Annotated in this window: 18 protein-coding genes; 6 read left to right on the plus strand and 12 right to left on the minus strand. The window is 55.4% G+C overall.

Annotation, left to right across the window (positions count from 1 at the left end):
• Positions 1-222 precede the first annotated feature (222 nt).
• Positions 223-996: a carbonic anhydrase gene (locus QSJ80_RS05775; protein ID WP_285763423.1), complete on the plus strand. Its 774-nt coding sequence runs from the start codon at positions 223-225 to the stop codon at positions 994-996.
• 83 nt (positions 997-1,079) lie between these two features.
• Here the strand turns inward: QSJ80_RS05775 and QSJ80_RS05780 are convergent, their stop codons facing one another.
• From QSJ80_RS05780 to QSJ80_RS05795, 4 genes are all read right to left on the minus strand, one after another.
• A complete protein-coding gene (locus QSJ80_RS05780; RefSeq protein ID WP_285763424.1) occupies positions 1,080-1,712 on the minus strand; it encodes a DUF3604 domain-containing protein in 633 nt (210 codons plus the stop codon).
• Positions 1,628-2,980: a DUF3604 domain-containing protein gene (locus QSJ80_RS05785; RefSeq protein WP_285763426.1), complete on the minus strand. Its 1,353-nt coding sequence runs from the start codon at positions 2,978-2,980 to the stop codon at positions 1,628-1,630. The genes QSJ80_RS05780 and QSJ80_RS05785 overlap by 85 nt, the downstream gene beginning before the upstream one ends.
• 94 nt (positions 2,981-3,074) lie before the next feature.
• Complete coding sequence (locus tag QSJ80_RS05790; protein ID WP_285763428.1) at positions 3,075-3,896, minus strand: hypothetical protein; 822 nt, start codon at positions 3,894-3,896, stop codon at positions 3,075-3,077.
• 474 nt (positions 3,897-4,370) lie between these two features.
• Complete coding sequence (locus QSJ80_RS05795) at positions 4,371-6,260, minus strand: DUF885 domain-containing protein (protein WP_285763430.1); 1,890 nt, start codon at positions 6,258-6,260, stop codon at positions 4,371-4,373.
• A 276-nt stretch (positions 6,261-6,536) separates the two neighbouring features.
• On the opposite strand from QSJ80_RS05795, the gene QSJ80_RS05800 reads away from it, so the two are divergent.
• On the plus strand, positions 6,537-7,319 hold the full coding sequence (locus QSJ80_RS05800) for a hypothetical protein (protein WP_285763431.1): 783 nt from the start codon (positions 6,537-6,539) through the stop codon (positions 7,317-7,319).
• Positions 7,320-7,507: 188 nt separating this feature from the next.
• Positions 7,508-9,028, plus strand: coding sequence for a fumarate hydratase (locus QSJ80_RS05805; protein WP_285763432.1), 1,521 nt, complete (start codon positions 7,508-7,510; stop codon positions 9,026-9,028).
• Between the two features lie 66 nt (positions 9,029-9,094).
• On the opposite strand, the gene katG is transcribed toward QSJ80_RS05805, so the two are convergent.
• On the minus strand, positions 9,095-11,311 hold the full coding sequence (gene katG / locus QSJ80_RS05810) for a catalase/peroxidase HPI (protein ID WP_285763434.1): 2,217 nt from the start codon (positions 11,309-11,311) through the stop codon (positions 9,095-9,097).
• A 192-nt stretch (positions 11,312-11,503) separates the two neighbouring features.
• Here katG and QSJ80_RS05815 point away from each other — a divergent pair, with 192 nt between their 5' ends.
• The gene (locus QSJ80_RS05815) at positions 11,504-12,406 is read left to right on the plus strand and encodes a hydrogen peroxide-inducible genes activator (protein ID WP_285763436.1); all 903 of its coding nucleotides are present in this window, start codon (positions 11,504-11,506) and stop codon (positions 12,404-12,406) included.
• 46 nt (positions 12,407-12,452) lie between these two features.
• Here the strand turns inward: QSJ80_RS05815 and QSJ80_RS05820 are convergent, their stop codons facing one another.
• Positions 12,453-14,270 (minus strand): DUF885 domain-containing protein, encoded by a 1,818-nt coding sequence (locus tag QSJ80_RS05820; protein WP_285763438.1) that lies wholly within the window; start codon positions 14,268-14,270, stop codon positions 12,453-12,455.
• 118 nt (positions 14,271-14,388) lie between these two features.
• Here QSJ80_RS05820 and QSJ80_RS05825 point away from each other — a divergent pair, with 118 nt between their 5' ends.
• Positions 14,389-14,730, plus strand: a complete 342-nt coding sequence (locus QSJ80_RS05825; RefSeq protein ID WP_285763440.1) for a 4a-hydroxytetrahydrobiopterin dehydratase — start codon at positions 14,389-14,391, stop codon at positions 14,728-14,730.
• 12 nt (positions 14,731-14,742) lie between these two features.
• On the opposite strand, the gene QSJ80_RS05830 is transcribed toward QSJ80_RS05825, so the two are convergent.
• Complete coding sequence (locus QSJ80_RS05830; protein WP_285763442.1) at positions 14,743-15,498, minus strand: TlyA family RNA methyltransferase; 756 nt, start codon at positions 15,496-15,498, stop codon at positions 14,743-14,745.
• A gap of 126 nt (positions 15,499-15,624) precedes the next feature.
• On the opposite strand from QSJ80_RS05830, the gene nhaA reads away from it, so the two are divergent.
• Positions 15,625-17,010 carry a Na+/H+ antiporter NhaA gene (gene nhaA, locus QSJ80_RS05835; RefSeq protein ID WP_285763444.1) on the plus strand — a complete coding sequence of 462 codons (1,386 nt, stop codon included), beginning with the start codon at positions 15,625-15,627 and terminating at the stop codon, positions 17,008-17,010.
• A 255-nt stretch (positions 17,011-17,265) separates the two neighbouring features.
• Here nhaA and QSJ80_RS05840 read toward each other — a convergent pair whose 3' ends face one another.
• The 5 genes from QSJ80_RS05840 to QSJ80_RS05860 form a co-directional block, all read right to left on the minus strand.
• Entirely contained in the window at positions 17,266-17,745 is a 480-nt protein-coding gene (locus QSJ80_RS05840; RefSeq protein WP_285763445.1) for a hypothetical protein, read from the minus strand.
• A 71-nt stretch (positions 17,746-17,816) separates the two neighbouring features.
• Positions 17,817-20,462 carry a hypothetical protein gene (locus QSJ80_RS05845; protein ID WP_285763446.1) on the minus strand — a complete coding sequence of 882 codons (2,646 nt, stop codon included), beginning with the start codon at positions 20,460-20,462 and terminating at the stop codon, positions 17,817-17,819.
• A gap of 2 nt (positions 20,463-20,464) precedes the next feature.
• On the minus strand, positions 20,465-21,061 hold the full coding sequence (locus QSJ80_RS05850) for a hypothetical protein (protein WP_285763447.1): 597 nt from the start codon (positions 21,059-21,061) through the stop codon (positions 20,465-20,467).
• A gap of 434 nt (positions 21,062-21,495) precedes the next feature.
• Positions 21,496-22,557, minus strand: coding sequence for a porin (locus QSJ80_RS05855; protein ID WP_285763448.1), 1,062 nt, complete (start codon positions 22,555-22,557; stop codon positions 21,496-21,498).
• A gap of 106 nt (positions 22,558-22,663) precedes the next feature.
• Positions 22,664-23,188 carry a hypothetical protein gene (locus tag QSJ80_RS05860; protein WP_285763449.1) on the minus strand — a complete coding sequence of 175 codons (525 nt, stop codon included), beginning with the start codon at positions 23,186-23,188 and terminating at the stop codon, positions 22,664-22,666.
• Positions 23,189-23,278 lie beyond the last annotated feature (90 nt).

The following is a 23,278-nucleotide window of genomic DNA, read 5'->3' on the forward strand; positions in this document are numbered from 1 at the left end:
CTCCGCTTCGCTTAACAGTCGCGCCTTGACCTAAGGCGAAAATTCGCGCTCCTGAACGAAAATTACAGTCGTCTGAACTGTACTGAAAGCCCCGCAATGCGGGGCTGTTTTATGGTAGCGTAAAAAATGGCTCGCTTCTGAAAACGAATTTCAGTCGTCTGAATCGTTTCGAAAAGGCTCCGCATTGCGGGGCCTTTTTTATGTCCATACGAAAACCGCAGGATGCTCTACGTTGTATTAAAAGGAACATGGAGGTCAGGGATGAAGAAGGTTTTATTGGGCGCCGCCTTCGCCGGTGTCTGCGGGGCGCTGGTGGCCAGTGAAGGAGTGGAATGGGGCTATTCCGGGGATATAGGCCCGAAGCACTGGGGCGGTCTCAGCCCCGAATTTTCGCCATGTGCGTTCGGTAAGAACCAGTCCCCGATTGATATCAAAAATGCGCTGGATACGGATTTGCCCGAATTGGATATTCGCTACCGTGCCGGGGGGCATGAAGTGGTTAACCTGCTGCATACGATGCAGGTTAACTACATTCCCGGTAGCAACGTGGAGGTAAAGGGAAAGCGGTATCATGTCACGCAGTTTCACTTTCATGCGCCGAGCGAAAATCATATCGATGGCAAGTCCTTCCCGATGGAAATGCACATCGTCAACGTCGATGAAGATGGCAACCTGGCGGTGTTGGCGGTCATGCTGGAAGAGGGTGAAGAAAACCCGGTTCTTGCGGAGGTGTGGAAGCGCCTACCCAAGAAAGCCGGTGGCAGGCATCGTCTGAAAGAAATGGTAAATGTGGCAGATATGCTACCGGAAAATCTGGACTACTTTCGATTCAGTGGCTCCCTTACCACCCCTCCGTGTTCTGAAGGCGTAATTTGGGTTGTTTTGAAGTCACCGGTATCTGCTTCGGCGAAACAGATTGAGCTGTTCAAGGCCCTGATGCCAGAGCCCAATAACAGGCCGATACAGCCACTGAACGCGCGTAAGGTATTACAGTAAGCGTTCGTCTGCCAGGCATCATCAGTCTATTGAAAAAAGATTGCGCGGGCGGAGGGGCCCGCGCAGTGCTGCGCCGATAGCGGTTACTTTGGGGTATACCAGATGGGTGAGGTATAGGCCCGCTCAGTGGTGGTCATCGGCACCTTCTCATCCATCTTGATATTAAAACGCTTGGCCTCGTACGCGGTCCAGCGCGGTGTCGGGATCTCGATCACCCGCGCGTAGTAAAAGGCACGCTCATTAGGGTCAAAATCCGGGTCGCGCCATACGCCGGTCAGGTCGGGTGCGCCTATGGAGTTGGTCCAGGTGGCATTTTTCACATCCACGGTGTTGCCTACGGAGGGTAGCTTGCCGTCGCTACCGGGTTTGCGGTCATCACTCCAGGCCACGTCATAGACCTTCTCGTGCAGCTTGCCGTTCTTGTCCATCCAGCCCTTGACCACTTGTACCCGGTCCAAGTTGCCACTCAGCGGGTCTTTCATCGCTGCCACAAGGAAGGAGGGCGTCTTGCCGCCGCCGGCGCTGGGCAGGTCACCGCCCATGGGCACGCCTTTCTTGTAGCCGACAGTGGCGGGCATGCGGGTATTGGCATCTTCCTTGCTGAAGTCATAACCGCCAAAGAAGCGCACGGTCATGCGCGAGCCGGTGGTTGCGTAGGTTTCCTTGCGCTCCATGGCATCAAAGATGGCCTCGCGGGTATTTTCCCTGGCCCACACTGCGGCGTAGCCGGACGAGCCTGCTCCCAACCGTAAATATTATATTTCGGGTCCGGCGCCTCGATGACCAGGTGCTCCCAGCGATGCGGCTCCGGTTCCACGCCGGAATGCTTGCCGAAGAAGTTGTCCTCCTCAACGGCCGCCATGGCTGTGTGGGCATCGGTGCTGCCGATCATGCCAAATTTGTAGGGGTTAACGCCGAGCTTGTCCTCCAGCATGATGCCGGTCTTGAGCGCCTCGCGGGCATACTCCCAGCGCAGCATTTCCTGCTTCTTGACTTCGGTGCCGTTCAGGTTGGACCGATCCCAGGTCTCGTAGTTGGCGAATTCGTCATTGGGGGACAGGGCGGGGTGGGTTTCGCCATCGCCCTTGATCTGGGTGACTTCCACCAGCTTCTCGAAGCGCGCACGCAGCTCCGCGATTTCCTTCGTGAGTGGCTTGCCGTCGAAAGTCTCCACGGTAAACATACGGCCATTACTGAGGTTGCCGTTGTGCGGGATCGACATTACGCGAGTGCCGGTCTGTTTTTCGAACTCGGCCAGTGCCCGCCAGAGATCCTCCGGGTTCTGGCTGTCATACTGCGAAAACGGGATGGTCTTGTTTGCGGCTTTGGCGTCGCTGCGGAACAGGATATTGCGGTGCAGGTTGTAGCCGCCGATGGCGGTCCACTCATAGCCGATGATGGCAGTGAAGCGGCCCGGTTCGTTGTATTTGTCCGCCAGCGCGGTGTAGGTCTGCCAGGCTTCCTTTACCACTGCATCGCTCTTGAGTGGTTGTTGCTTTTCAGACAGGCTTGCAACAATCTCCATGGCGGTCGCGAATTTTTTCTTGGGGTCATCCTGCTTCAGTTTTTCCGACCACTCCTTGCCCTTGGGCTGCGACAGGATGGCTTCATCGCCTTTTTTCAGGGCGGGCATCAATCCATACATTTCCGCATGGTCACTGACCACGATGAAATCGAGGGGCCTGGAGAGCCGCGCCTTGAGGCCGTGGGTGGTGGTGATTTCCTCGCCGCGGGCAAAGCGGAACGCATCTTCCTGGGTCGAGGTTGTCATTGTGCCGGCATCGACTGAAACCTCCGTGTGCAGGTGGGTCTCGCCAAAATACACATTGGTCGGGAATTCGCGATTGACGTAGGGGGAGTACTCCACTTTCTTGCCGTGATCATCCGCGAACGATAGCGGCGCTGTACCCAGAAGGGTGGTGGATGCGAACAGGATGCTGGCAACCAGCGGTTTGAATTCGAACGGGCGGCGGAGCCTCGCCATGGTGAACCTCCAGAACGGGAATATAGCTATTCCCGAAGTCTAGAGGGGGTTGCGGCTCATGGGCGGAATCTGGCGCGCAGCAAGCCGGTTGTGATTACTTGCGCACCATCAGCACGGTTTCCTGGTTAAGCAGGCGGCCGCGGGCATAGAATTCATTCATACCCAGATATTTTTCCTGCTCCAGGCTCTCGCTGTAGATCCGCGCGACGCGAGGTGCCAGAGGTGACTGTTCATCGTTCGGGTCTATCTGGGGGGCCTCCAGTGGCATGCTGATGTGCACGCCCTCGACCCCCTCGCTGTCGAGGAAAGTCATGGTGAGCAGGTTGCCGTCGAGCTGCCAGTGCCCTTCAAATTCGAGGGTCTTGCCATTCGGCAGCTTCATCGCCATCTGCGCGTCGAAGTTACTCGCCAGGTCTACCCGCGAGGCTGACAGCTTGCCGGTCAGGTGCCACTTGCCCACCAGCCCGGATTCTTCTTTGGATTCGGCGATGACTTCGTCCCGCTTCAGGGTTGCCGCGATCGGGCTCACCAGCAGGTTGTCACTCGGGTTGTTGGTGCGGCTCGGATAGCTGAAGTCTGTCAGGGTCATGGATTCGATGCGGGTAAAGCAGTCCCGGCAATCCATGGAAAAGAACTTTTCATCGGCGAACAGCTGTCGGCACAGCATTTGCTCCATGCCGCTGGCCAGCGCCAGGTTGACGCAAAAGTAGATATCGCGTCCGGAAAGGTTCTGGCCGCGCAGGCTTAGTCCTTCGGTATACAGCTCATCGGTGGTGTCACAGGAAGAAATTCTGACAGGGATCTGATTGCCATTGGCGAGCGGCCAGTACCAGTCGCGGCAGCTGTCCTGCTGCTTGGCAGAGGCGTATACCTCACTGGAGAGAAGCAGTGTCAGTAGGATCAAAAGGTGTTTCATGGCGTCCTATCCATAAATGGTCGGGCTTATCATTGTTGTTACATCTATGGCGCCTTCCTGGCGCGAATCTCCGAAGCCCTTCAAAGCGGTACGATTGTACAGAATTATGAAGCGGCCTTTTTTGCAATTTTGTCAGAAATTGTGCGTTAGTTCACGGTAAAAATGCCTGAGCGCATACTTTTAATGCCGCGCTCGGATAAAAATTGATCGTATTGATCGGTTTTGGGCCGCTCTGGAGCGGGCTGTTTGAAACTGCGATTCTAGGTGCGTTACTTGCAGAGTAAATTACATTCGCTTACGTCCGTACTGTTTATCCACTAGCGGCAACACCCGGACGGAGGTTGAGGGCCCAGCGGCCGGACTCAGTTGGAGGGCCCAGCTGGAGGGCGAAAGTTAATCAGCGAAAGGCATAAAAAAGCCGGCCACCATTACGGGTGGCCGGCTGCGTCGGACAGTGCCGTGCAGGGCTGGCGGTTAGCCGGCCTTAACAGACGCAATCCACTCGTCTACCAGTTCCTCCAGGATATTCATTGGCACCGGGCCGTTGGCCAGAACCACCTGGTGGAAGCCGCGGATGTCGAACTTGTCGCCGAGCTCGGCTTTTGCCTTCTCGCGCAGTTCCACAATCTTCAGCATGCCGATCTTGTAGGCAGTGGCCTGGGACGGCATCACGATATAGCGCTCGATGGCCTTGACCACGTCACCCTGCGGATTGGGGGTGGACTTGGCGAGGTAATCGATCGCCTGCTGGCGGGTCCATTGCTTGGCGTGGATGCCGGTATCCACAACCAGGCGGCAGGCGCGCCACAGTTCCATGGCGAGGCGGCCAAAGTCAGAGTAGGGGTCTTCGTAGAAGCCCATCTCTTTCGGGATCAGCTCCGAATAAAGGCCCCAGCCCTCGGTGTAGGCGGTGTAGCGACCGAGCTTGCGGAACATGGGAAGGCCTTCCAGTTCCTGTGCGATAGCCAGCTGCATATGGTGGCCCGGGATACCCTCGTGGTAAGCAAGTGCTTCCATCTGGTAAGTGGGCATGTCGCTCATGCGGTACAGGTTTGCGTAGTAAATACCCGGGCGTGAGCCATCCAGAGCCGGTGATTGGTAGAACGCCTTGCCGGCGGCCTTTTCACGGAAGGGCTCAACCGCCTTCACCATCAGGTCTGCTTTGGGCTTGATGATAAACAGCTCGTCCAGGCGGCCCTTCATGGTGTCGATCAGGGCAGTGGCTTCCTTCAGGTAGCGCTGCTTGCCTTCTTCCGTATCCGGGTAGTAGAACTGCTTGTCGGTACGCATGAATTCGAAGAACGCCTGCAGGTCACCTTCAAAATTGACCTTCTTCATGATCTCGCGCATTTCGTTATGGATGCGCTCGACTTCCTTCACGCCGATCTCGTGGATCTGCTCTGCGGTCAGGTCAGTGGTGGTGGTGCGTTTCAGGGCGAAGTTGTAGAACTCTTCTCCCTTGGGGAATTTCCATGCGCCATCGCGATCGTCGGCCTTGCTTTCCAGTTCGCCCAGATAGGCGGCCAGCTTTTCATAGGCGGGCTTCATGGACTCGGTCATGGCCGCGCTGGCGGCTTCCACCAGTTTGGTTTTTTCCTCGTCGCTGATCTCCAGTGCACCCACTTTCTTTTTGATGTCTGCCAGCAGGGCACTGTCATCGCCGTCCGTAAACGGTGCACCTTTCAGCAGGTTGTTGACGGACTCGATGACAATCGGGAACACGAACTTGGGTGCGATGATGTCGGCATCGGCGCGCGCCTGCAGGTTCTCGATCAGTTGTTCGAACACCTTCGGAATGCCGTTCAGGCGGGAAATATAGGCTTCTGCCTCGCTGACATCCTTGACCTGATGCTGGTTGATCAGGAATGAAGGCACCCCGGAATGACGGCCGAACATCTGGTTGACCGGGTAATTGTAGAGGCGCCACTGGTAGCCTTCGATGTCCTGTTCCAGGTCGGCAATTGCCATGCGCAGGCTCAGGCTGGTGGTGTCGTCCAGCTTGGAGGCATCGATCTTTTTCAGTTCAGCCAGCTGACGCTGGTTGATCGCATGGGTCTCCGCGGCGAACTCTTGGGAATTATCGTCCCACTTGCCGTATTGCTCTTTCATGCCCAGGTAGGTCATGAATTCCGGGCTGCGCTTCAGGTGCTCCTGGAAGAAGTCTTCGAACAGCTGGTTGACCTGCGCGTTGATGTCACCTTTCTCGGTATTGTCGGACTGGCTTTCAGCGCCAGTACTGGCCGCCTGGCTCGCTGCCGGTTTGGTCGCGGCATCGGCTTCAGGTTCCGCCTTTTTGGACTGCTCACAGCCTGCGAGCACCAGGGTGCTGATCGCGGCTGCAAGGAGGGTCTTGTGAAGTGTCATCGGTTGTCCCTTACAGGTTGTAAAAACAGGTTGTAAAACTTTGTTAGTATGGCTGAGTTCCGCGCCAGAGCGCGCGGATAGTCGGTCAATGCTAGGGCTTTGGCGGGGGGCTGCAAGGGCCTTTATCCCATAATGGGAACCGTTCACGGCAGACTGATCAGTAATGTGTAGTCATGCAGGTTGAGGGCGCTTACTTTTTCGCCAGAATTTGATATAACTGCGCAGATCCTTACCCCGGCCCCCTGTGGCCGCCGCAGTACTCAGGTAAAAGACAAGATGGAACGTAAAGAACCCACTCTGGACGGCAGCGCGCCGCAGATCGATATTGGCAAGACCCGCGGGCCGATCGGTGGCCAGCGCCCGGCCGCAGCGGCGCCGAAAGGCGGAGCCCAGCAGCAGACCAGGCCGTCATCACCTCCAGCCAAGTCGGGCGGTTCCTTCTCGTTCCTGACCCTGGTTGCGTTGATCGTCGGATTTGGTGGTGCCGGCGGCGCTGCCTACCTGTACAAGCAGCTGGAACTGAGTAACCAGCAGCTGGCATCTGCGGAAGAACGCATCGCCGGCCTGGAAAAGCGCTTCGAGATGAGCGGCGAGGAGTCCGCGGCGTCTGTGGAGGTCCTGTCAGCCAAGGTCAAGGAGAACGCCTCTGAAGTGCGCAAGTTGTGGGGCATAGCCTACGATCGCAACCGCAAGACCATTGCCGCTCAGGGCAATACCATCGACGCGAACAAGAAGGCCCTCGCAAGCCTGAAGAAGAGTGTCGACGGTATGTCTGCCGGTGTGAAGAAGATTGCCAGCCTCGAGGCCAGTGTCGCCGAGATCAAGAAGGCCGCGGCCAATATTGACGGCAACACCAAGAAAGTCCGGGAGCTGAATGACTCCGTGGCCAAGCTGGACCGCTCGGTGAAGTCCCTGCGTACCGAGCTGTCTGTGCGGGTATCTTCCAACGAGGAGGCCATCGACTCCATGGATACCTATCGCCGCAGCGTCAACAAGGACATCGTGCAGCTGAAGGATGCGATCCGCAGCCTGCAGACGAGTACGGCTTCTGCGCAGTAATTGATGGGGGCAGAGCCAGAGCTCTGACCCACGCATCCGACCCGAGGGGTCAGAGCTTACGCTCTGACCCCACAAGTCCGACTAAAGGGGTCAGAGCATTCGCTCTGACCCCTCCCATCCTCTGACCCCAATAGTCTTTTAGTGTAAACTCCCGCGCACATTGATTTGAGCGACCCCGGGGAGTTGATATGCCCACCATCATCAAGCAGGCCGACCTGATCGACAGCGTCGCCGACGCGCTGCAGTTTATTTCCTACTACCACCCGGTAGATTTCATCAAGGCCCTGCACGGCGCCTACGAGCGCGAAGCCAATCCGGCGGCGAAAGACGCCATGGCCCAGATCCTGATCAACTCCCGCATGTGCGCCATGGGCCACCGCCCGATCTGCCAGGACACGGGTATCGTGACTGTGAAGGTGAAAGTGGGCATGGATGTGCAGTGGGATGCGGATATGGGCGTGTCCGACATGATCAACGAGGGTGTGCGCCGTGCCTACGGTTTTGCCGATAACCTGCTGCGCGCTTCCATCCTGTCCGACCCGGACGGTGCCCGCAAGAATACCGGAGACAACACCCCGGCGGTGATCCATTACGATATCGTGCCGGGCAATACCGTTGAGGTGCATGTGGCAGCCAAGGGCGGCGGCAGTGAAGCAAAGAGCAAGTTCGCCATGCTGAACCCGTCTGACTCCGTGGTGGACTGGGTCCTGAAGATGGTGCCGCAGATGGGTGCCGGCTGGTGTCCGCCGGGTATGCTCGGTATCGGCATCGGCGGCACGGCAGAAAAGGCCATGCTGCTGGCGAAAGAGTCCCTGCTGGACCCGATCGATATCCAGGATCTGCAGGAACGCGGTGCCTCCAACCGTGCCGAGGAACTGCGCCTCGAGCTGTACGAAAAAGTGAACAAGCTCGGTATTGGTGCCCAGGGCCTCGGTGGCCTTACCACCGTACTGGATGTGAAGGTAAAAGATTACCCGACCCACGCCGCCAACAAGGCGATTGCGATAATCCCGAACTGCGCAGCGACCCGTCACGCGCACTTCACCCTCGACGGCTCCGGTGCCGCCAGGCAGACCCCGCCGAACCTCGACGACTGGCCGGAAATTGCCCGCGAGGGTGGCGGTGACGTCAAGCGCGTAAACCTGGACGAGGTGACCCGTGAGGAAGCGGCCAGCTGGAAGCCGGGCGACACCCTGCTGCTGAACGGCAAGATGCTGACCGGCCGCGACGCCGCGCACAAGAAGATGGTCGATATCCTGGCCAGCGGTGAAAGCTTGCCGGTGGACCTGAAAAACCGCTTTATCTACTACGTGGGCCCGGTGGACCCGGTGCGCGAGGAAGTTGTTGGCCCGGCTGGCCCGACCACCGCAACGCGCATGGACAAGTTTACCCGTACCATGCTGGAAGAAACCGGCCTGATGGGCATGATCGGCAAGGCCGAGCGCGGTCCGGTAGCGATCGACGCCATCCGTGACAGCAAGGCCGTATACCTGATGGCGGTCGGTGGCGCCGCTTACCTGGTGGCGCAGGCGATCAAGTCGTCCAAGGTGCTGGCGTTCCCGGAGCTGGGCATGGAAGCGGTTTACGAGTTCGAGGTCGAGGACATGCCGGTGACGGTCGCTGTGGACTCTACTGGTGAATCCGTGCACCAGACCGGCCCGCAGATCTGGCAGGCCAAGATTGAAGAGGGCGCGGTCGAGGTTAAGTAAACTAGGCTGTTCCGCGCACAAAAAAGCCCCGGTAGTTGCCGGGGCTTTTTCGTTTCAGGCGAACGTTTACTTCAGGTCGAAGCGATCCAGGCGCATAACCTTGACCCATGCGCGGACGAAGTCTTCAACAAACTTGTCCTTGGCATCGCTGGACGCGTAGACCTCGGCAATTGCCCTGAGCTCTGAGTTTGAACCGAAGATCAGGTCCACCGGAGTGGCAGTCCACTTGGCCTGTCCGGTCTTGCGGTCCTTACCCTCATAGATGCCTTCCTGTGCAGACTTGCTCCAGACCGTGCCCATATCCAGCAGGTTCAGGAAGAAGTCATTGGTCAGGGTGCCGGGCCGGCTGGTGAACAGGCCGTGCTTGCTGTCCTTGTGGTTGGCACCGAGGCTGCGCATGCCGCCCATCAGCACGGTCATTTCCGGTACCGTCAGGCCGAGCAGGTTGGCCTTGTCGACCATCATCTCCGCCGGACCCATATAGCTGGACGCATCGTAATAGTTACGGAATGCATCGGCGGTCGGCTCCAGATAGGCGAATGACGCCACTTCGGTCTGCCCCTGGCTGGCGTCGACGCGCCCGGGTGCGAAGGGCACCTCCACCTCATGGCCGGCCTTGCGGGCGGCCTGCTCGATTGCCGCGGCGCCACCCAGCACGATCATGTCGGCCAGGGAAACCTTTGCCTTGCCGGACTTCTGGTTGAAGGATTTCTGCACCTGTTCCAGTCGGGAGAGCACCTTGCCCAGCTCCTTGGGGTTGTTCACAGCCCAGTCGACCTGCGGCTTCAGGCGAATGCGAGCGCCGTTGGCGCCGCCGCGCATATCGGTGACCCGGTGGCTGGACGCGGAAGCCCAGGCGGTTCTCACCAGTTCCTGCACGGACAGGCCGGAATCGATAATGGACTTCTTCAGCTGTTTTGCCTGTGCGGCGCTGATTGGGCCGGATTCGGCTTGCGGCAGCGGGTCTTGCCACAACAGTATTTCGCTCGGTACTTCGGCGCCGACATAGCGTGCGCGTGGACCCATGTCGCGGTGGGTCAGTTTGAACCAGGCTTTCGCGAAGGCCAGCTCGTATTTAGCCGGGTCCTTGCGGAAGCGTTCAACGATCTTGCGAAACTCCGGGTCTTCCTTCAGCGCGATGTCGGTGGTCAGCATCATGGGCGCGTTGCGTTTGCCCTTGATGTGCGCATCCGGAACCAGCTTGTCGGCACCTTCGAAGTCCGGCTTCCATTGCTTGGCGCCGGCGGGGCTGGTGGTCAGCACCCAGTTGAAGTTCATCAGGTTGTCGAGGAAGTTGGTGGACCACTGCGTGGGGGTGACAGTCCAGGCGCCCTCAAGGCCGCTGGTGATGGTGTCAGCGCCCTTGCCGGAGCCGCACTTGTTCTTCCAGCCAAAGCCCTGTTCTTCCATTGCTGCGGCCGCAGGCTCGGCACCCACGCAGTTCTCCGGGCTTTTGGCACCGTGCGCCTTGCCGAACGTGTGACCACCGGCGATCAGCGCCACGATTTCCTCATCGTTCATGGCCATGCGCCCAAACGACATGCGGATGTCCTGTGCTGCCAGCAGGGGATCCGGGTTACCGCCGGGCCCTTCCGGGTTAACGTAGATCAGGCCCATCTGCACGGCCGCCAGCGGGCCCCTGAGCTTACCCTTGCTATCGCGGCGTTTGTCATCGAGGAATTTGGTTTCGGGGCCCCAGTAAACCAGGTCGGGCTCCCAGTCGTCGGAGCGGCCACCGGCGAAGCCGAAAGTCTTGAACCCCATGGACTCCAGCGCGACATTGCCCGCCAGTACCATCAGATCCGCCCAGGAAAGCTTCTGGCCGTATTTCTGCTTCACAGGCCACAGCAGTCTGCGTGCCTTGTCGAGGTTGGCGTTGTCCGGCCAGCTGTTGAGCGGGTCAAAGCGCTGCTGTCCACCAGCGGCGCCGCCGCGACCGTCATGTACGCGATAGACGCCGGCGCTGTGCCATGCCATGCGGATCATAAGCGGGCCGTAGTGGCCCCAGTCTGCCGGCCACCAGTCCTGGGACTCGGTCAGGGTCTCTTCGATATCTTTCTTGACCGCGTTCAGGTCGAGCGTGGCGAATTGCTCGGCGTAATTGAAGTCCGGGCCGTAAGGGTTGGATTCGCTGCCATGCTGGCGCAGCGGGCTGAGGTTGAGTTGCTCGGGCCACCAGAACTGGTTGTTCTTTGCCTCGGTAATTGCGCTCGCGGGCAGGGAGGCCCCGAGCCCGATCACTCCCGCAGTGATGGCGCAGGATATTGCTTTCGCCAGTTTCATTTTTATTCCTCCAGAGGATATTGCTTCCAGATACGGCGAATGACGTTAAGCGCAGCGGGTTGGAACAGACATCACAAAAAACTGAAGTTCACGATCAGTTTTTCTGAACCTGCGCGTGATTGCAGGCGGGTATCATTGGAGAAATTGATCTATTCGGATACGATGATCTCAATAATTGATCGATAAGAAACGATGATTTCTCTGAAACAACTTAAATATGCACTGGCGGTGGAGCAGCACCTGCACTTCAAGAAGGCCGCAGAGGCCTGCCACGTGAGCCAGTCCGCGCTGAGTACTGCGCTCAATGAACTGGAGAAACAGCTGGGGCTGCAGGTGTTCGAGCGCGATAACAAAAAGGTACTGGTTACGCCGCAGGGACAGGAAGTGCTGGACCGTGCAAAGCGCATCATGACCGAGGTCTCTGACCTGGAGCAATTGGCGGATAGCCGCAGGGCGCCGCTCAGTGCACCCATGAGGGTGGGCATGATCCCTACTATTGGTCCCTACCTGTTGCCGGACCTGCTGCCCTCCCTGAGCAGGCAGTATCCGGATTTCATCATCAATGTGGTTGAGGAGCAGTCCGCGCCACTGGTGGATATGCTCCGCCAGGGGAAACTGGATGCCGCGATACTGGCGCTGCCCTATCCGCACGAGGGGTTACTGGCGTTTGAATTCTGGGAAGAGGATTTTTACTGGGTAGCGCATGCGGATGATATCGGCGCAGGCCAGAAGGAAATTGCCAGCGACGAGCTGGATCAGTCGCACCTGATGCTTCTGAAAGAGGGGCATTGCCTGAAAGACCACGCGCTGGCGGCGTGCCGTTTCCCGGAGCAGACTGCGAACCATGGTTTCGGTGCTACCAGTCTGAATACACTGGTGCAGATGGTAAAGGGCAAACTGGGTACGACGCTGGTGCCGGAAATCGCACTGGAGCCTTTATTGCGTGAGAGTGCGCAGTTAAAGGCGATTCACCTGAGTGAACCGGGCCCGCATCGACGCCTCGCCTTCCTGGTACGCCCCAATTATCCCAGAGTTTCCGAAGTGCAGGAGTTGATGCGGGTTTGCCGCGAAGCTTTGGACAGAACCCGCGAGTGAGCCGTGAGGCCCGCCCGCGGGGCATAGCCTTCAGGTCTGGTGAGCACTACTGCCCGTCAAGCATCAGCTTTCGAATCACCGGCACCGGCGCATTACCGTAGCTCAGGAACTGCTCGTGAAAGGCCTTGAGGTCGAACTTGTCGCCGAGCTTTTCCTTCATTTCATCCCGTAGTGCCAGGATATCGGCGAAGCCGGCAAAGTAGCTGGTGAGCTGGACCTGGCTCAGGGTCGCCCGGCGCCATTTGCCGCGGGCTTCAGCCTCCTGCTGGAAGGCGAGCTCCATCATGGCCTTGACGGCTTCCTCCTCTGTCATGCCCAGTACCTGAATACCGTAATCGATGATGGTGTTGGTGATTACCCGCAGATTCCATTTGTAATACATCAGCCACAGCTCGGGTTCAAAGTCGCCGTAGCCTGCTTCCAGCATCATGCGCTCGGTATAGACCGCCCAGCCTTCGATCATCGCGCCATTGGCGAAGATGCTTTTGATCAGGCTGGGGGACTTGTTCGCGTAAATAAGCTGCGTGTAGTGCCCGGGGATCGCCTCGTGGATATTGAGGATCTGCATCAGGTAGCTGTTGTACTCACGCAGGAAGCTCTCAGCCTTGTCATCCGGGAATTCGTGGATGGGCATGACGTTGTAGTAGGTATTGGCGCCCTTGTCGTACGGGCCCGGCGCATTGATGGAGGCCACGGCATAGCCACGCATATACGGCGGGGTGGTACGCACGATCAACGGTTTTTCCGGGTCCAGTGTCAGCAGGTCTTTTTCGGTAACGAATTTTTCCAACTCGGGAATCTGCTTTTCCACCTCGGCCTTGAAGTTTTCCTTGGTGGCATGGTTCTCGGACAGCTTCTCCAGCAGCAGGCCGACTTTCTGCAGTTTGTCTGCTGGCGGCTCCTGGTCCGGGAAGTATTTACCCCAGAGCTTGTCGGCAAGTTGCGACATCTTGTCGTGAATGTTGGTGCGTTCGGTCAGGGCGCGGTCATACAGCTCACGCCCGCTCATGCCGATCTGTATATCGTACTTGAACTTCTGCTCGTAAAAGTCCTCACCGATGCGGAAACTGCGGTAGCCATTATTTGCGTCCAGCGCGGCTTTCTTTTCCTTGAGGAAGCCCACATAGCCCTCAATGGCTGCCTTGGCTTTCTTCAGGTTGTCTCTAAACGCGGCCTTCTCTTCCTCATTGAGGCCGCTGACCTCCAGCTGCTCCTTGAGCGTGTCGCCAAACACAGTGAGGGCACCCTCGTTTTGCTGGATGGCCAGCTCCAGCAATGGTTTGGCGGGTGTGGTGATCGAGCTTTTCGCAGCCTGGTAATAGGCCGGCACTTTTTCCATGCGCTGGCTGATGGTGCGCATGCGTTCATCCAGCGGTTTGTAATCGGTGTTGGCGAGGAGGGCGAAGCCATGGGATACGTTGTAGGAGGATGGGTCCCACTCGTGCGACTTGAAGGTTTCAATATCCCAGAGGGCTTTTTCCAGGAAGTTGCGAATCAGTGCCTGGTCGCTGCGCGCGCTGGCGTCAAGCTGGCTGGGGTCAATGCCGCCAATTTTAGTGAGGTAGCTGCGTGCGAAGCCGGCTACCTTTTCGCGGTGCGCCGCGTCAGGAATCGAAAGTTCACTGTCGACGTCATAGTAGCCCTGGCTGATGGCCCAGGTAGGGAAGAGGCGCCAGAGCTGCGCAACCATGGCGTCGCTGAATTGCTCGAAGTCGCTCTGGTTGAGGGTGTGTTTGCCGGTTACCGGGCTGGCTTTCTCAGCAGCCAGGTCTGCCGGTTTTGTGACCGGGTCAGGGCTGTCAGTTTTCTGGCCGCACGCAGCCACAGTGATGGCGAGGGCCAGGATGCCAAGCGTGTGTTTCATCGTTGTTTTGCTTCCCTTGTGTAGGCGATGGACTGGGGGTAGAGTGACCCGCATTCTAAAGTCGTCTTATACGGCTTCGTAATCCCAAAATAAAGAAACAGATGACGAGGAGAAGACAATGACCGAGCTTGCGGCCCAGGCCTGTGAAGCCTGCCGGGCAGATGCCCCACTGGTGAGTGATGAAGAACTGGCTGAACTGATTCGGGAGGTTCCGGACTGGACGCCGGTTACCCGCGATGGAATCATGCAGCTGGAACGGGTATTCAAGTTCCGCAATTTCAAGCAGGCGCTGGCGTTTACCAACCGTGTTGGTGAGATCGCCGAAGAAGTGGGTCACCATCCCGCGTTGCTGACGGAATGGGGCAAAGTCACGGTTACCTGGTGGAGCCACGAGGCAGGTGGCTTGCACAAGAATGATTTCATCATGGCGGCCCGTACCGACAAGCAGTTAGACGCCTGATGCTCCCCCGGGCTATTTCTTGATAGCCCAAAGCAAAAACTCCCGGTTACCGTCGCCACCGGTAATCGGGCTGTCGATATAGTGCTGCACGCGCAAATCCAGTGATTCGCACAGTTCGCAGATTGCATGCTCGACTTGCGGGTAGAGTTTTTCGTCTCTGACAATACCACCCTTGCCGATACCCTCAGGACCAACCTCGAACTGCGGCTTGATCAGGCTGAGCAGGCTGCCACCTTCGGCGAGCAGTGCCGGCAGCCGTGGCAGGATCAGCTTCTGGGAGATGAAGGAAACATCCATCACGATGCCATCGAACCCCGCTGGAGCATGGGACTCTCGCAGGCTGGTATTCAGGTTGCGCGCGTTCACGCCTTCGTAGAGGTGCATGCGCGGGTCGTTGCGCAGCTTGGGGGATAACTGGTCATGTCCCACATCGACGCCCACCACGAGGGCTGCACCGCGTTGCAGCAGGCAATCGCTGAAGCCGCCGGTCGAGCAGCCCACATCCAGAGCATGCCAGCCCTGTACGTCAATGCCGGTTCGCTCGAGGATTGCCTCCAGTTTTAGTCCCGCGCGGGACACAAAACGGTCTTCAGGAAGCGCCTCGACCCGGATCTCCGCACTGGCATCCAGCTTCTGGCTCGGCTTCCTGAGCGGCTCCCAGGCAGGGCCACTACGTACCTGCACGCGCCCGCCATCGATAAGTTTGCGGGCGTGGGTGCGGGAATTCGCAAGTTGCAAATCGACAAGTAGCTGGTCAGCTCTGGGCATCGGAAGCGGCTCTGATTCGGTGGGAGGCATATTAGTCCTGAATGCCGGCGCGGGAAAGCTCTATGCTTTGAAGAGGGCGCCATTCTGGCTGTCCGACTGGTTTATTGTTTTTGTTCACAGTGGTCTATGGCGAAAATCAATCTCGACAAATTCAAGATACGCAAGGGTGAGGTCTACGAGGCCCCGCTGGAGCAGGCCTTCGTACGCCTGATCTCGCCTTTTGACGAGTTCATCCAGCGTCAGAGCACCAGTGGCTTGCTGTTGATGATCTGTGCGGTGATTGCGCTGGTGATTGCCAACTCACCGCTACTCGATGCATATGAGCACCTGCTGCATATTCCCGTCACGTTAGGTGTTGGTGATGCAAAGATTACCCTGTCGCTGCATCATTTTATCAATGACGGCCTGATGGCCATCTTCTTCTTTCTGGTGGGGCTGGAACTCAAGCGGGAATTCAGGGTTGGCGAATTGTCACATTTTCGCCAGGCCTGCCTGCCGGTACTTTCGGCAATCGGCGGCATGCTGGTACCGGCACTCATTTATTATGCGATCAATGGCAGCGTAGAACCCGCATCCCGCGGATGGGGTATCCCCATGGCAACGGACATTGCGTTTGCGGTCGGGTGCATTGCGCTGCTGGGCGCGAGGGTGCCACACGGAGCGGTCACCTTTCTTGTGGCGTTGGCGATCGTCGATGACCTGGGCGCGATCATGGTCATCGCCATCTGGTATACAGAGTCGGTCAACCTTGTGGCGCTGGCCGCAGCCGGAATCGTATTCGCGATGCTATTCCTGTTGAACTTTGCCGGAGTACACAAGCCGCTGGGATATATCATCCTGGGTGTCTTGCTCTGGATCTGTTTCCTGAAATCCGGAGTGCATGCAACGCTTGCGGGAGTGGTTACCGCAATGGCTATCCCGGCCAAGCCGAAATACGATCCGGTTGCCTTCAGTTCTTTCGTGAAGGAGATGATGCGGGGCTTTGACTCCAGCTATCGACCCGGAGATGAAATTATCCGCAATGACGCGATGCGTATGCGTGTGACAGCTCTGGCGGACGGTGCTGACCGGGCCCAGGCACCGCTACAGCGGATGGAGCACCGGCTGCACCTGCCGGTGGCATTTCTGATTATTCCAATCTTCGCGCTGGCAAATGCCGGCATCCCGTTCTCGCACTTCCAAAGCGCTGAGGCTGTTGCCAATCCGGTGACAATCGGGGTGGCTATGGGGCTGGTGTTCGGCAAGTTGATTGGCATAGCGGGCATGGCCTGGTTGGGAGTATCGTTGCGAATAGGTGAGCTGCCCACCGGGGTCACATTCCGGCATATCATCGGTATTGCACTGCTTGGTGGTATCGGTTTCACCATGTCCATCTTTATTGCCGAGCTGGGCTTCTATCATCACAGGGACCTACTGATACAGGCGAAGGCCGGTGTTTTGGTTGGTTCGCTTGTGGCGGGTATCGCCGGGTACCTCGTCTTGCGGAGCACGCCACTGCCTCCTGCTGACTGATATCGACAGTAGCCCCGAATCGGGCAGGCCGGCTTATTGCTTGTGCGCTCGCCGAAATTCCCCAGGTGTAGGAACCCGTCCAGAGCTTGAATACGCGGCTGAAGTTGGTGATAGATGTGAAGCCCGCCATATAACCGAATTCACCCAGAGACGTATGCGGCAAGGCGATATATTCCATGGCAATAATTGACCTGTTTAGAGGCGGGCGTCATGCTGGGGAAAAACCCTACATTGGCAATTTATCGCTGTATGGTACTAGTTTTTCCCCCTCTTCCAGGCTAAGTAATCTGAACCTAGAAACTGCTTATCAAGTACTTGAATTGTATCTTTATTTAAAAATTTGATAACTAAGTGATCTTTCTGTTCACCTTTGGATATTTCAAACATCAACTCATTGTTATTTCGTTGATATAAAGTAATATCAATCTCCAGAGATTTTTCTCCATTGCTCATCGTTATTGTCGTGGGGGTCAACTCGTAACTGACCTTTTTGCTGAGCTCAATAATCTTCGGCATCATGTCAGCAAACTTCGCATCACTGTTTGTTTTCTCAGTAGCCAGTTGATTGCTGGCTTTTATATCTAACACCCACTTGCCCAGTAAGCTTTTCGGCATGGTCAATTCGCCTGCGCTCTCAGTTTCTGCCGTTTTAACAACGGCAATTGTTTGATTGTTGGCGACGGCAGTGGCTGAAAAAAGAAAAGCAGCCAGAAAGATTGAATTTGTTAGTTTCATTTACTACTCCAGAAAAAGTAATGGCTCGAATCAACGAGCCATTACAGTACTACTTAATAACAAGTTTGTTATCAGTTGTTCAGGTGTGCGCAGCGACCAAATTCTGCACCCTTCTTAACTGCTGCTACCACTTGTTTAGGAAAGCTCAGTTGCATGTCCACACCGTTGTCACAAACAAAAGCCTTGTTTGCATCAACTTCAATAGACACTTCCAAGCCAGCGATACCCGCCATCATCTCAGAGCCGTTTGCACTAACGCCGAAGATGTTGTCTGCCAGCAGGCCTTTCGCTTCAATCACGCCTTGCTTGGTGAAGAACTCTTCGTTAGTCATCCAGCCCAACCCTTCGATGTAGAATGAGCCCTGGAAACCTGTGAAGAAGCTGCCAGTACGCGCGGTGATAACAGACAAATCCTCTGTTGCATCAAGTACCATATTTGACGCGTAACGACCTAGCTGTTCCCAAATAAATTCTTTCGGGTAGTAGTCACAGTAGTTAATACCAAAGCGTCCTAAAGCTGGGGCGTCAGTACAGTGTTCAAAGCCACCGATCGACGTTAACTCATCCGTTTCGGTATTCCAGACCTGGATGCCATCACCACGCGTACCGAATGCAACGTTAACACCGTCTGTCGACATGACAGCACTGTCACGTGCGCCCTTAGCTTTAAGGTCATGTAACTCGCCGTCAACCCAGGCAACCAGGTCGCTACCGTTGGTCATTCCAGTAATAGTTTTACCATTACCTGATACACGGTCTGCACGGATCCAGGCTGCGGTTCGACCTTCTGTGCCGTCTTCATTCATGATCACAGCATCCCAGCCTGATCCCCAACGCTTGGGTTTAAACATCAACTTATCAAGTAATAAGTTTGCTTGACCTGTGGTTGTATCCCAAACGGTTGGTACAGGAAAAGAAAGGTGACCTTGTCCTTCATCACAAGCAAAGTTGCCATCAAAGCGATTAGACACACGAGTAGTACCGACTACTGTTTGTCCAGCGTCATCAATATCCCAGATAGAGGCTGAATGCACACCTTCACCACTACCAATTGTACAGGTATTGCCATTCGGGTCTTGCAGGGGCGTTACTTGGTTTGCTCGAATATTCCATACTGCAGGTCCACCGACACCATTGCCATTAAAGTCTGCAAGTACCGCAGCTTTAGTGGCTGTCTTGTTCATTGCTGGGTTTAAATTCTTCAGCAGCGGTTGGCCTTCGTCATCTAATAAAACGTCAAACGTGTTAGTTGCGCTGTCATACATAAATGGTAAGCCGCCTTGCGTAGTACCTAAGGCTTTTTTACCATTTTTAGAGTGGTCCATTACGAAAGCCGCGACTAATGGCGTGTACTGGATGCCGTCCGTGTAGCCGTTGAAATGCATTTCGATTTCTTTGGTTTCACCGCCAGCTACCTGAATGGTTGAGACTGCACAAGCACCATCTTGTGCTGGGCTTGCACTTTCACCTTCGTTCCAGTATTCCGCTTCAGAGACAAGTGCCATGGGTGTGGTTGGGTAGCCGCCGGCTTTAATGGTATCCATGTAAAGTACGTATTCTTCACCTGGGGTTAAACCATTAATCGTAAATGAACCGTCAGGGCCTACACGACCTTGCGTCATATTACCTGATTGCTGGGTGATTACATCGTAAAGCGGGTTGTTGACGTTACGAGCCACCATGTTAACGCCAGAGTACTCAACGCCTTCTTTCGTAAATAACTTACCTGAGATAGAGCCGTATTGAGATTTGTACTCAGCGGTAGGGTAAAGGTCGGAAATGTTGACTTTATCGTCTGTGATCTCAACTGTACCTTGTTGAAGACCGGCATCACTCCTTACGTCGATAAACGGGAACATGGTTTCAATGGCGTTTGCTGGTAAGAGCTCCCCTAAATAGGAACTGCCCGCATATACATTTACGCCCTCACACCCCGGAACGCCGTCATACATATAGTTCCAGGGGCTTGCCATATAGGCCATATGACCATTCGCTTGTGAATGAGACATGTTGATCGCATGGCCGAATTCATGCGTGAATACGCCCTGAACCATCTTGCCGTCGTTGTCGTTTGCGTCAACGAACCAACCGTTCATTAGTGCTGTTGCTTCAGTGATCTCGCCGGTTTCTTCATCCGCCCATTCAGGGAATGCAATACCAAGCACCATAGAGCGAGGGATACCGAAGTACTCTTCCAGGATTGAGCCATCAGTATCGTAATTAACCCAGAAACCGTAACCGTTTTCTGTGCCGTAGATTTGGTCAACGTTCTCAGCGTTAACGTCCTGAATACCAATCTGGCTTTCGATTGAACCGCGAACATCCATGGCCAGGGTAGAGGTTTCTACGTCAGACCATTGCTTAACAGCATCTGCAGTTACAGCATTCGCCTGGTCAATATTTAAGAAAATATAGTCTTTGTCGGCATATTTCATGCCTTTAGGAAGTACTTGGCCGTCAGCAGTATGAACGTCTTGAGTCAGGCCTCTCCAACCGAAGTAAGTACCTTCTTCAATAACGGTAAATGCCTGAACCATGTTGCCGTCTTTATCGGCAACTAATGGGCCACCATCAACCCAAACAGGGATTGAACCTTTCGAGGTATCCCACTTGTATGGTGTCATGGTTTTATCGTGAATATATAGAGGGCCGCCAGCTAATGCGCCTGCCGACATAGTTGCGATTGCAATGCCTGCTGCTAATTTAGAGAATTTCATTATTATTGTGCTCCCGCTAATTTGCCAACAATGCTCATAAACGCAGCCGCATCCATTGCACCAGGGGTGGTTAATAGGTTTTGTTCTTCTGCTGAGAAACCAGAAGTATCCATGTTTTCGAATAAGCCAGCGTTTTCAAAACCGTTAGAAACTTTACCGTTGGTTACCACGAATTTACCTTGTGCCATGCCTGCAGTGGTCTGGAAGCCGGTAATAGATGCTGGCTTGTACATAAAGGCAACCACCTGCTCGCCTTCATGCCACTTGGCAAAACCTTCCGGAGAAACACCCAGGTAAACTTTACCGTTACCCATAGAGCGAGGCTTCAATAAACCGAATTGACGGAAAGTGTATGTTGAATCGTCAGCGTGCTTACCTTTAGCGTCTGAACCAACTTTAATCGTTACTTCTGTATAAGGGCGTTTCTTATCATCAAAGCCGTCAGTCACCGTAATCACCTGTCCGGCAATAATGCTCTGTGACGCTTCGGTTAACTGCTCGAGGTTTTGTTGTTTTAATTTCATTGCATTAGCAGAGCTAGCTAATACTAAGCCGGCTAAAGCAAGGCCTGCTTTCTTTAATATGGACTTGGTAGGCATTAAGTATCTCCGTAGACATGTGTTTTTATTGTCATCTGGGAACTGTCAACTTTGATGATTCCCTTTTATTGCTCGGCTTTTATGCAATAAATAGGTTGAATGTGCAATTCATTTAATGCTGTTTTTTGTGACATGTTTAACGGAAGTTTATGCAGATAAATTGGTATCTGGAAGGGTGGTTTAGCCCGATTTGACTAACAATTCAGTTAAGAACTGATCGCCTTTCGGCTGTTGCCAACGGGTTGTAGAAACAATCAATGGAAAGAAAGGTATCCACCCGGCGTTTGACATGGCGAGATATTCGGGGCGGTTGAGGGAGTGGCTCTGCGGGATGTGTGCTCGCGGAGAAGGCTGCAGATATGATATTGGGCAATTACCACTGGGCATTAGAGCCTGGGAATGCCATGGCGTTTCAACCTTGAGCGGGGACCCGGCTACCAGTACACCCGCAGCGCTGCCGTTAGTCCAAAGCCATCATATTCGGACTCCCCGCCATTGAGTTCGGAAAGGTGTGCACCAACCTGTATTTTGAACTTGTGCTTGTTCAGATAAAAGTTCACACCGCCAAACACTTCGGTGTAGACATCGCCCAAGCCCGAAAATACACGGTTGTCGTAACGATTCAGGCGGACACTTTCCGGGCGGTTGCTCTCCACGTAGGTAACCCTGCCAACCCACTGTACGATTTCTGTCTGTTGATAGGCCGGCATGACAACGAGCCCCCAAACATCTCCCTGCTCCTCATAGCCATCACCATAGGCTATGTCCGTGTGAAGCTCCCACTTGTCCTTGTTGATGTTCGCGATCAGGCTGGTGATTTCGGTGAATTTACGCAATTCTGAATCGGGGTCGTTGTTTTCATTGCCGCGAATATGATCGACCCTGAAAGTGGCTTCATCCCAAAGGCGGAAGGTGTCATTCCTGCGGCCCAACCTGAACAGGGTGAAATAATTGCTGTCTTCAATGCCGACACCGGTTGCGCCGTCGTTAACGTAGTAGCCGGCAAAGTACGCCCAGTCATCCGAGAACAGGCCGGCGTAGGTAATACCGGTGTAGTACTCGTTGGTAAACCAGAGGTTATTGGTGAGGTTGTTGCGCTCCGGGGTCAACAGCTTCTTGGTAGAGGTGCCGCCATCCATTGTGAAGCCGGCTCTCTGCTTGAACAGGCGCAGTTTGCTGTCGTTTTCGAATGTCCAGGTGATGTTGGCATCGGTGATGCGGGTATAGGCATTGCGCAGCGCGCCGTTCAGGTCAAGGTCCGCTTCGAGCCTGATGACGGCATCCGAAAACTTGCCCTGGAGACCAAACCGAAGGCGCCGCATCGTGAGGTCTGAATGATCACCCTGGTCGGATACGATGAGTGGTGCATCAAGCTGCACGCGCCCTGTAAAATGCAGGTAATTGCCATTCTCTTTTTCGAAGATAATGGCCTTATCCCAGTAGTCGTCGGAGATGACGCTCTCTTCTTCTTCAGTTTCCGCAAGTGCATAAGGCACGGCAATAACGGGCAGGCAGGCACAAATAATCCTTGTGCCTGCCTGCGATAGCCGTTTCTGCCTTTGCTGATGTGTGCGCAAGAAACCTGTACCTCTGGGCGCCTGACTACTCTTCAGCGATCCTTACCATAATGTGGGCGTACGGGGTGTCTTTCCACATGACGTACACCGGGTCCTTGGGGTCTGTGGATAATCCTTCCAGCATGGACTTGTCCGGAACGATTATCATCAGGTGGGGCCCTTCCTTGATCCAGTCATCGACCTTGGATGGATCGGTGGCATAGGGGTCGCTGTTGCTCACACCGGGTGCATCGCCTTCCCCTGCCAGCATATAGGATATGCTCAAACTGGTAGGTTTGAAGTCCTGCTTGCTCATCAGTGCGGCAATCAATGCATCCCAGGTCGCGTCATTGCACATCGGGCCCATGGCTTCCTGCTGCGGGTAGCACGTATAGCTGTTTGTTCCCTTGCGTAAGACTTTCCCATCCGGGGATTTGATCGTGGCATCGGCGGTGACCGACTTTGGACCCGCGCTCAGTGCGCTGGCGATCATTTCGTCCTTGTCTTCAGCGAGGACGGTGTGGCTGGCAGATAGCGTCAGTAACAGCGGGAAAATCAGGTTCTTGTTCATGGTTTTATCCCGTTAGGATGGATGTGGGTACATCTGCTTTGGAATATCGGCGCAAGTATACCTGTCGCCTGCAGTGGAATTTGGAAACTG

The sequence above is a fragment of the Biformimicrobium ophioploci genome, assembly GCF_030270605.1.
Classification (GTDB): domain Bacteria; phylum Pseudomonadota; class Gammaproteobacteria; order Pseudomonadales; family Cellvibrionaceae; genus Biformimicrobium; species Biformimicrobium ophioploci.

Bases quoted from the DNA above. Each gene is read 5' to 3' on its own strand.
- QSJ80_RS05850 (WP_285763447.1), bottom strand. From the start codon at position 21,061: ATGCCTACCAAGTCCATATTAAAGAAAGCAGGCCTTGCTTTAGCCGGC.
- QSJ80_RS05845 (WP_285763446.1), bottom strand. From the start codon at position 20,462: ATGAAATTCTCTAAATTAGCAGCAGGCATTGCAATCGCAACTATGTCG.
- QSJ80_RS05795 (WP_285763430.1), bottom strand. From the start codon at position 6,260: ATGACACTTCACAAGACCCTCCTTGCAGCCGCGATCAGCACCCTGGTG.
- QSJ80_RS05830 (WP_285763442.1), bottom strand. From the start codon at position 15,498: ATGCCCAGAGCTGACCAGCTACTTGTCGATTTGCAACTTGCGAATTCC.
- nhaA (WP_285763444.1), top strand. From the start codon at position 15,625: ATGGCGAAAATCAATCTCGACAAATTCAAGATACGCAAGGGTGAGGTC.
- QSJ80_RS05820 (WP_285763438.1), bottom strand. From the start codon at position 14,270: ATGAAACACACGCTTGGCATCCTGGCCCTCGCCATCACTGTGGCTGCG.
- QSJ80_RS05815 (WP_285763436.1), top strand. From the start codon at position 11,504: ATGATTTCTCTGAAACAACTTAAATATGCACTGGCGGTGGAGCAGCAC.
- QSJ80_RS05840 (WP_285763445.1), bottom strand. From the start codon at position 17,745: ATGAAACTAACAAATTCAATCTTTCTGGCTGCTTTTCTTTTTTCAGCC.
- QSJ80_RS05790 (WP_285763428.1), bottom strand. From the start codon at position 3,896: ATGAAACACCTTTTGATCCTACTGACACTGCTTCTCTCCAGTGAGGTA.
- QSJ80_RS05825 (WP_285763440.1), top strand. From the start codon at position 14,389: ATGACCGAGCTTGCGGCCCAGGCCTGTGAAGCCTGCCGGGCAGATGCC.
- QSJ80_RS05800 (WP_285763431.1), top strand. From the start codon at position 6,537: ATGGAACGTAAAGAACCCACTCTGGACGGCAGCGCGCCGCAGATCGAT.
- QSJ80_RS05805 (WP_285763432.1), top strand. From the start codon at position 7,508: ATGCCCACCATCATCAAGCAGGCCGACCTGATCGACAGCGTCGCCGAC.
- QSJ80_RS05785 (WP_285763426.1), bottom strand. From the start codon at position 2,980: ATGGCGAGGCTCCGCCGCCCGTTCGAATTCAAACCGCTGGTTGCCAGC.
- QSJ80_RS05860 (WP_285763449.1), bottom strand. From the start codon at position 23,188: ATGAACAAGAACCTGATTTTCCCGCTGTTACTGACGCTATCTGCCAGC.
- QSJ80_RS05775 (WP_285763423.1), top strand. From the start codon at position 223: ATGCTCTACGTTGTATTAAAAGGAACATGGAGGTCAGGGATGAAGAAG.
- katG (WP_285763434.1), bottom strand. From the start codon at position 11,311: ATGAAACTGGCGAAAGCAATATCCTGCGCCATCACTGCGGGAGTGATC.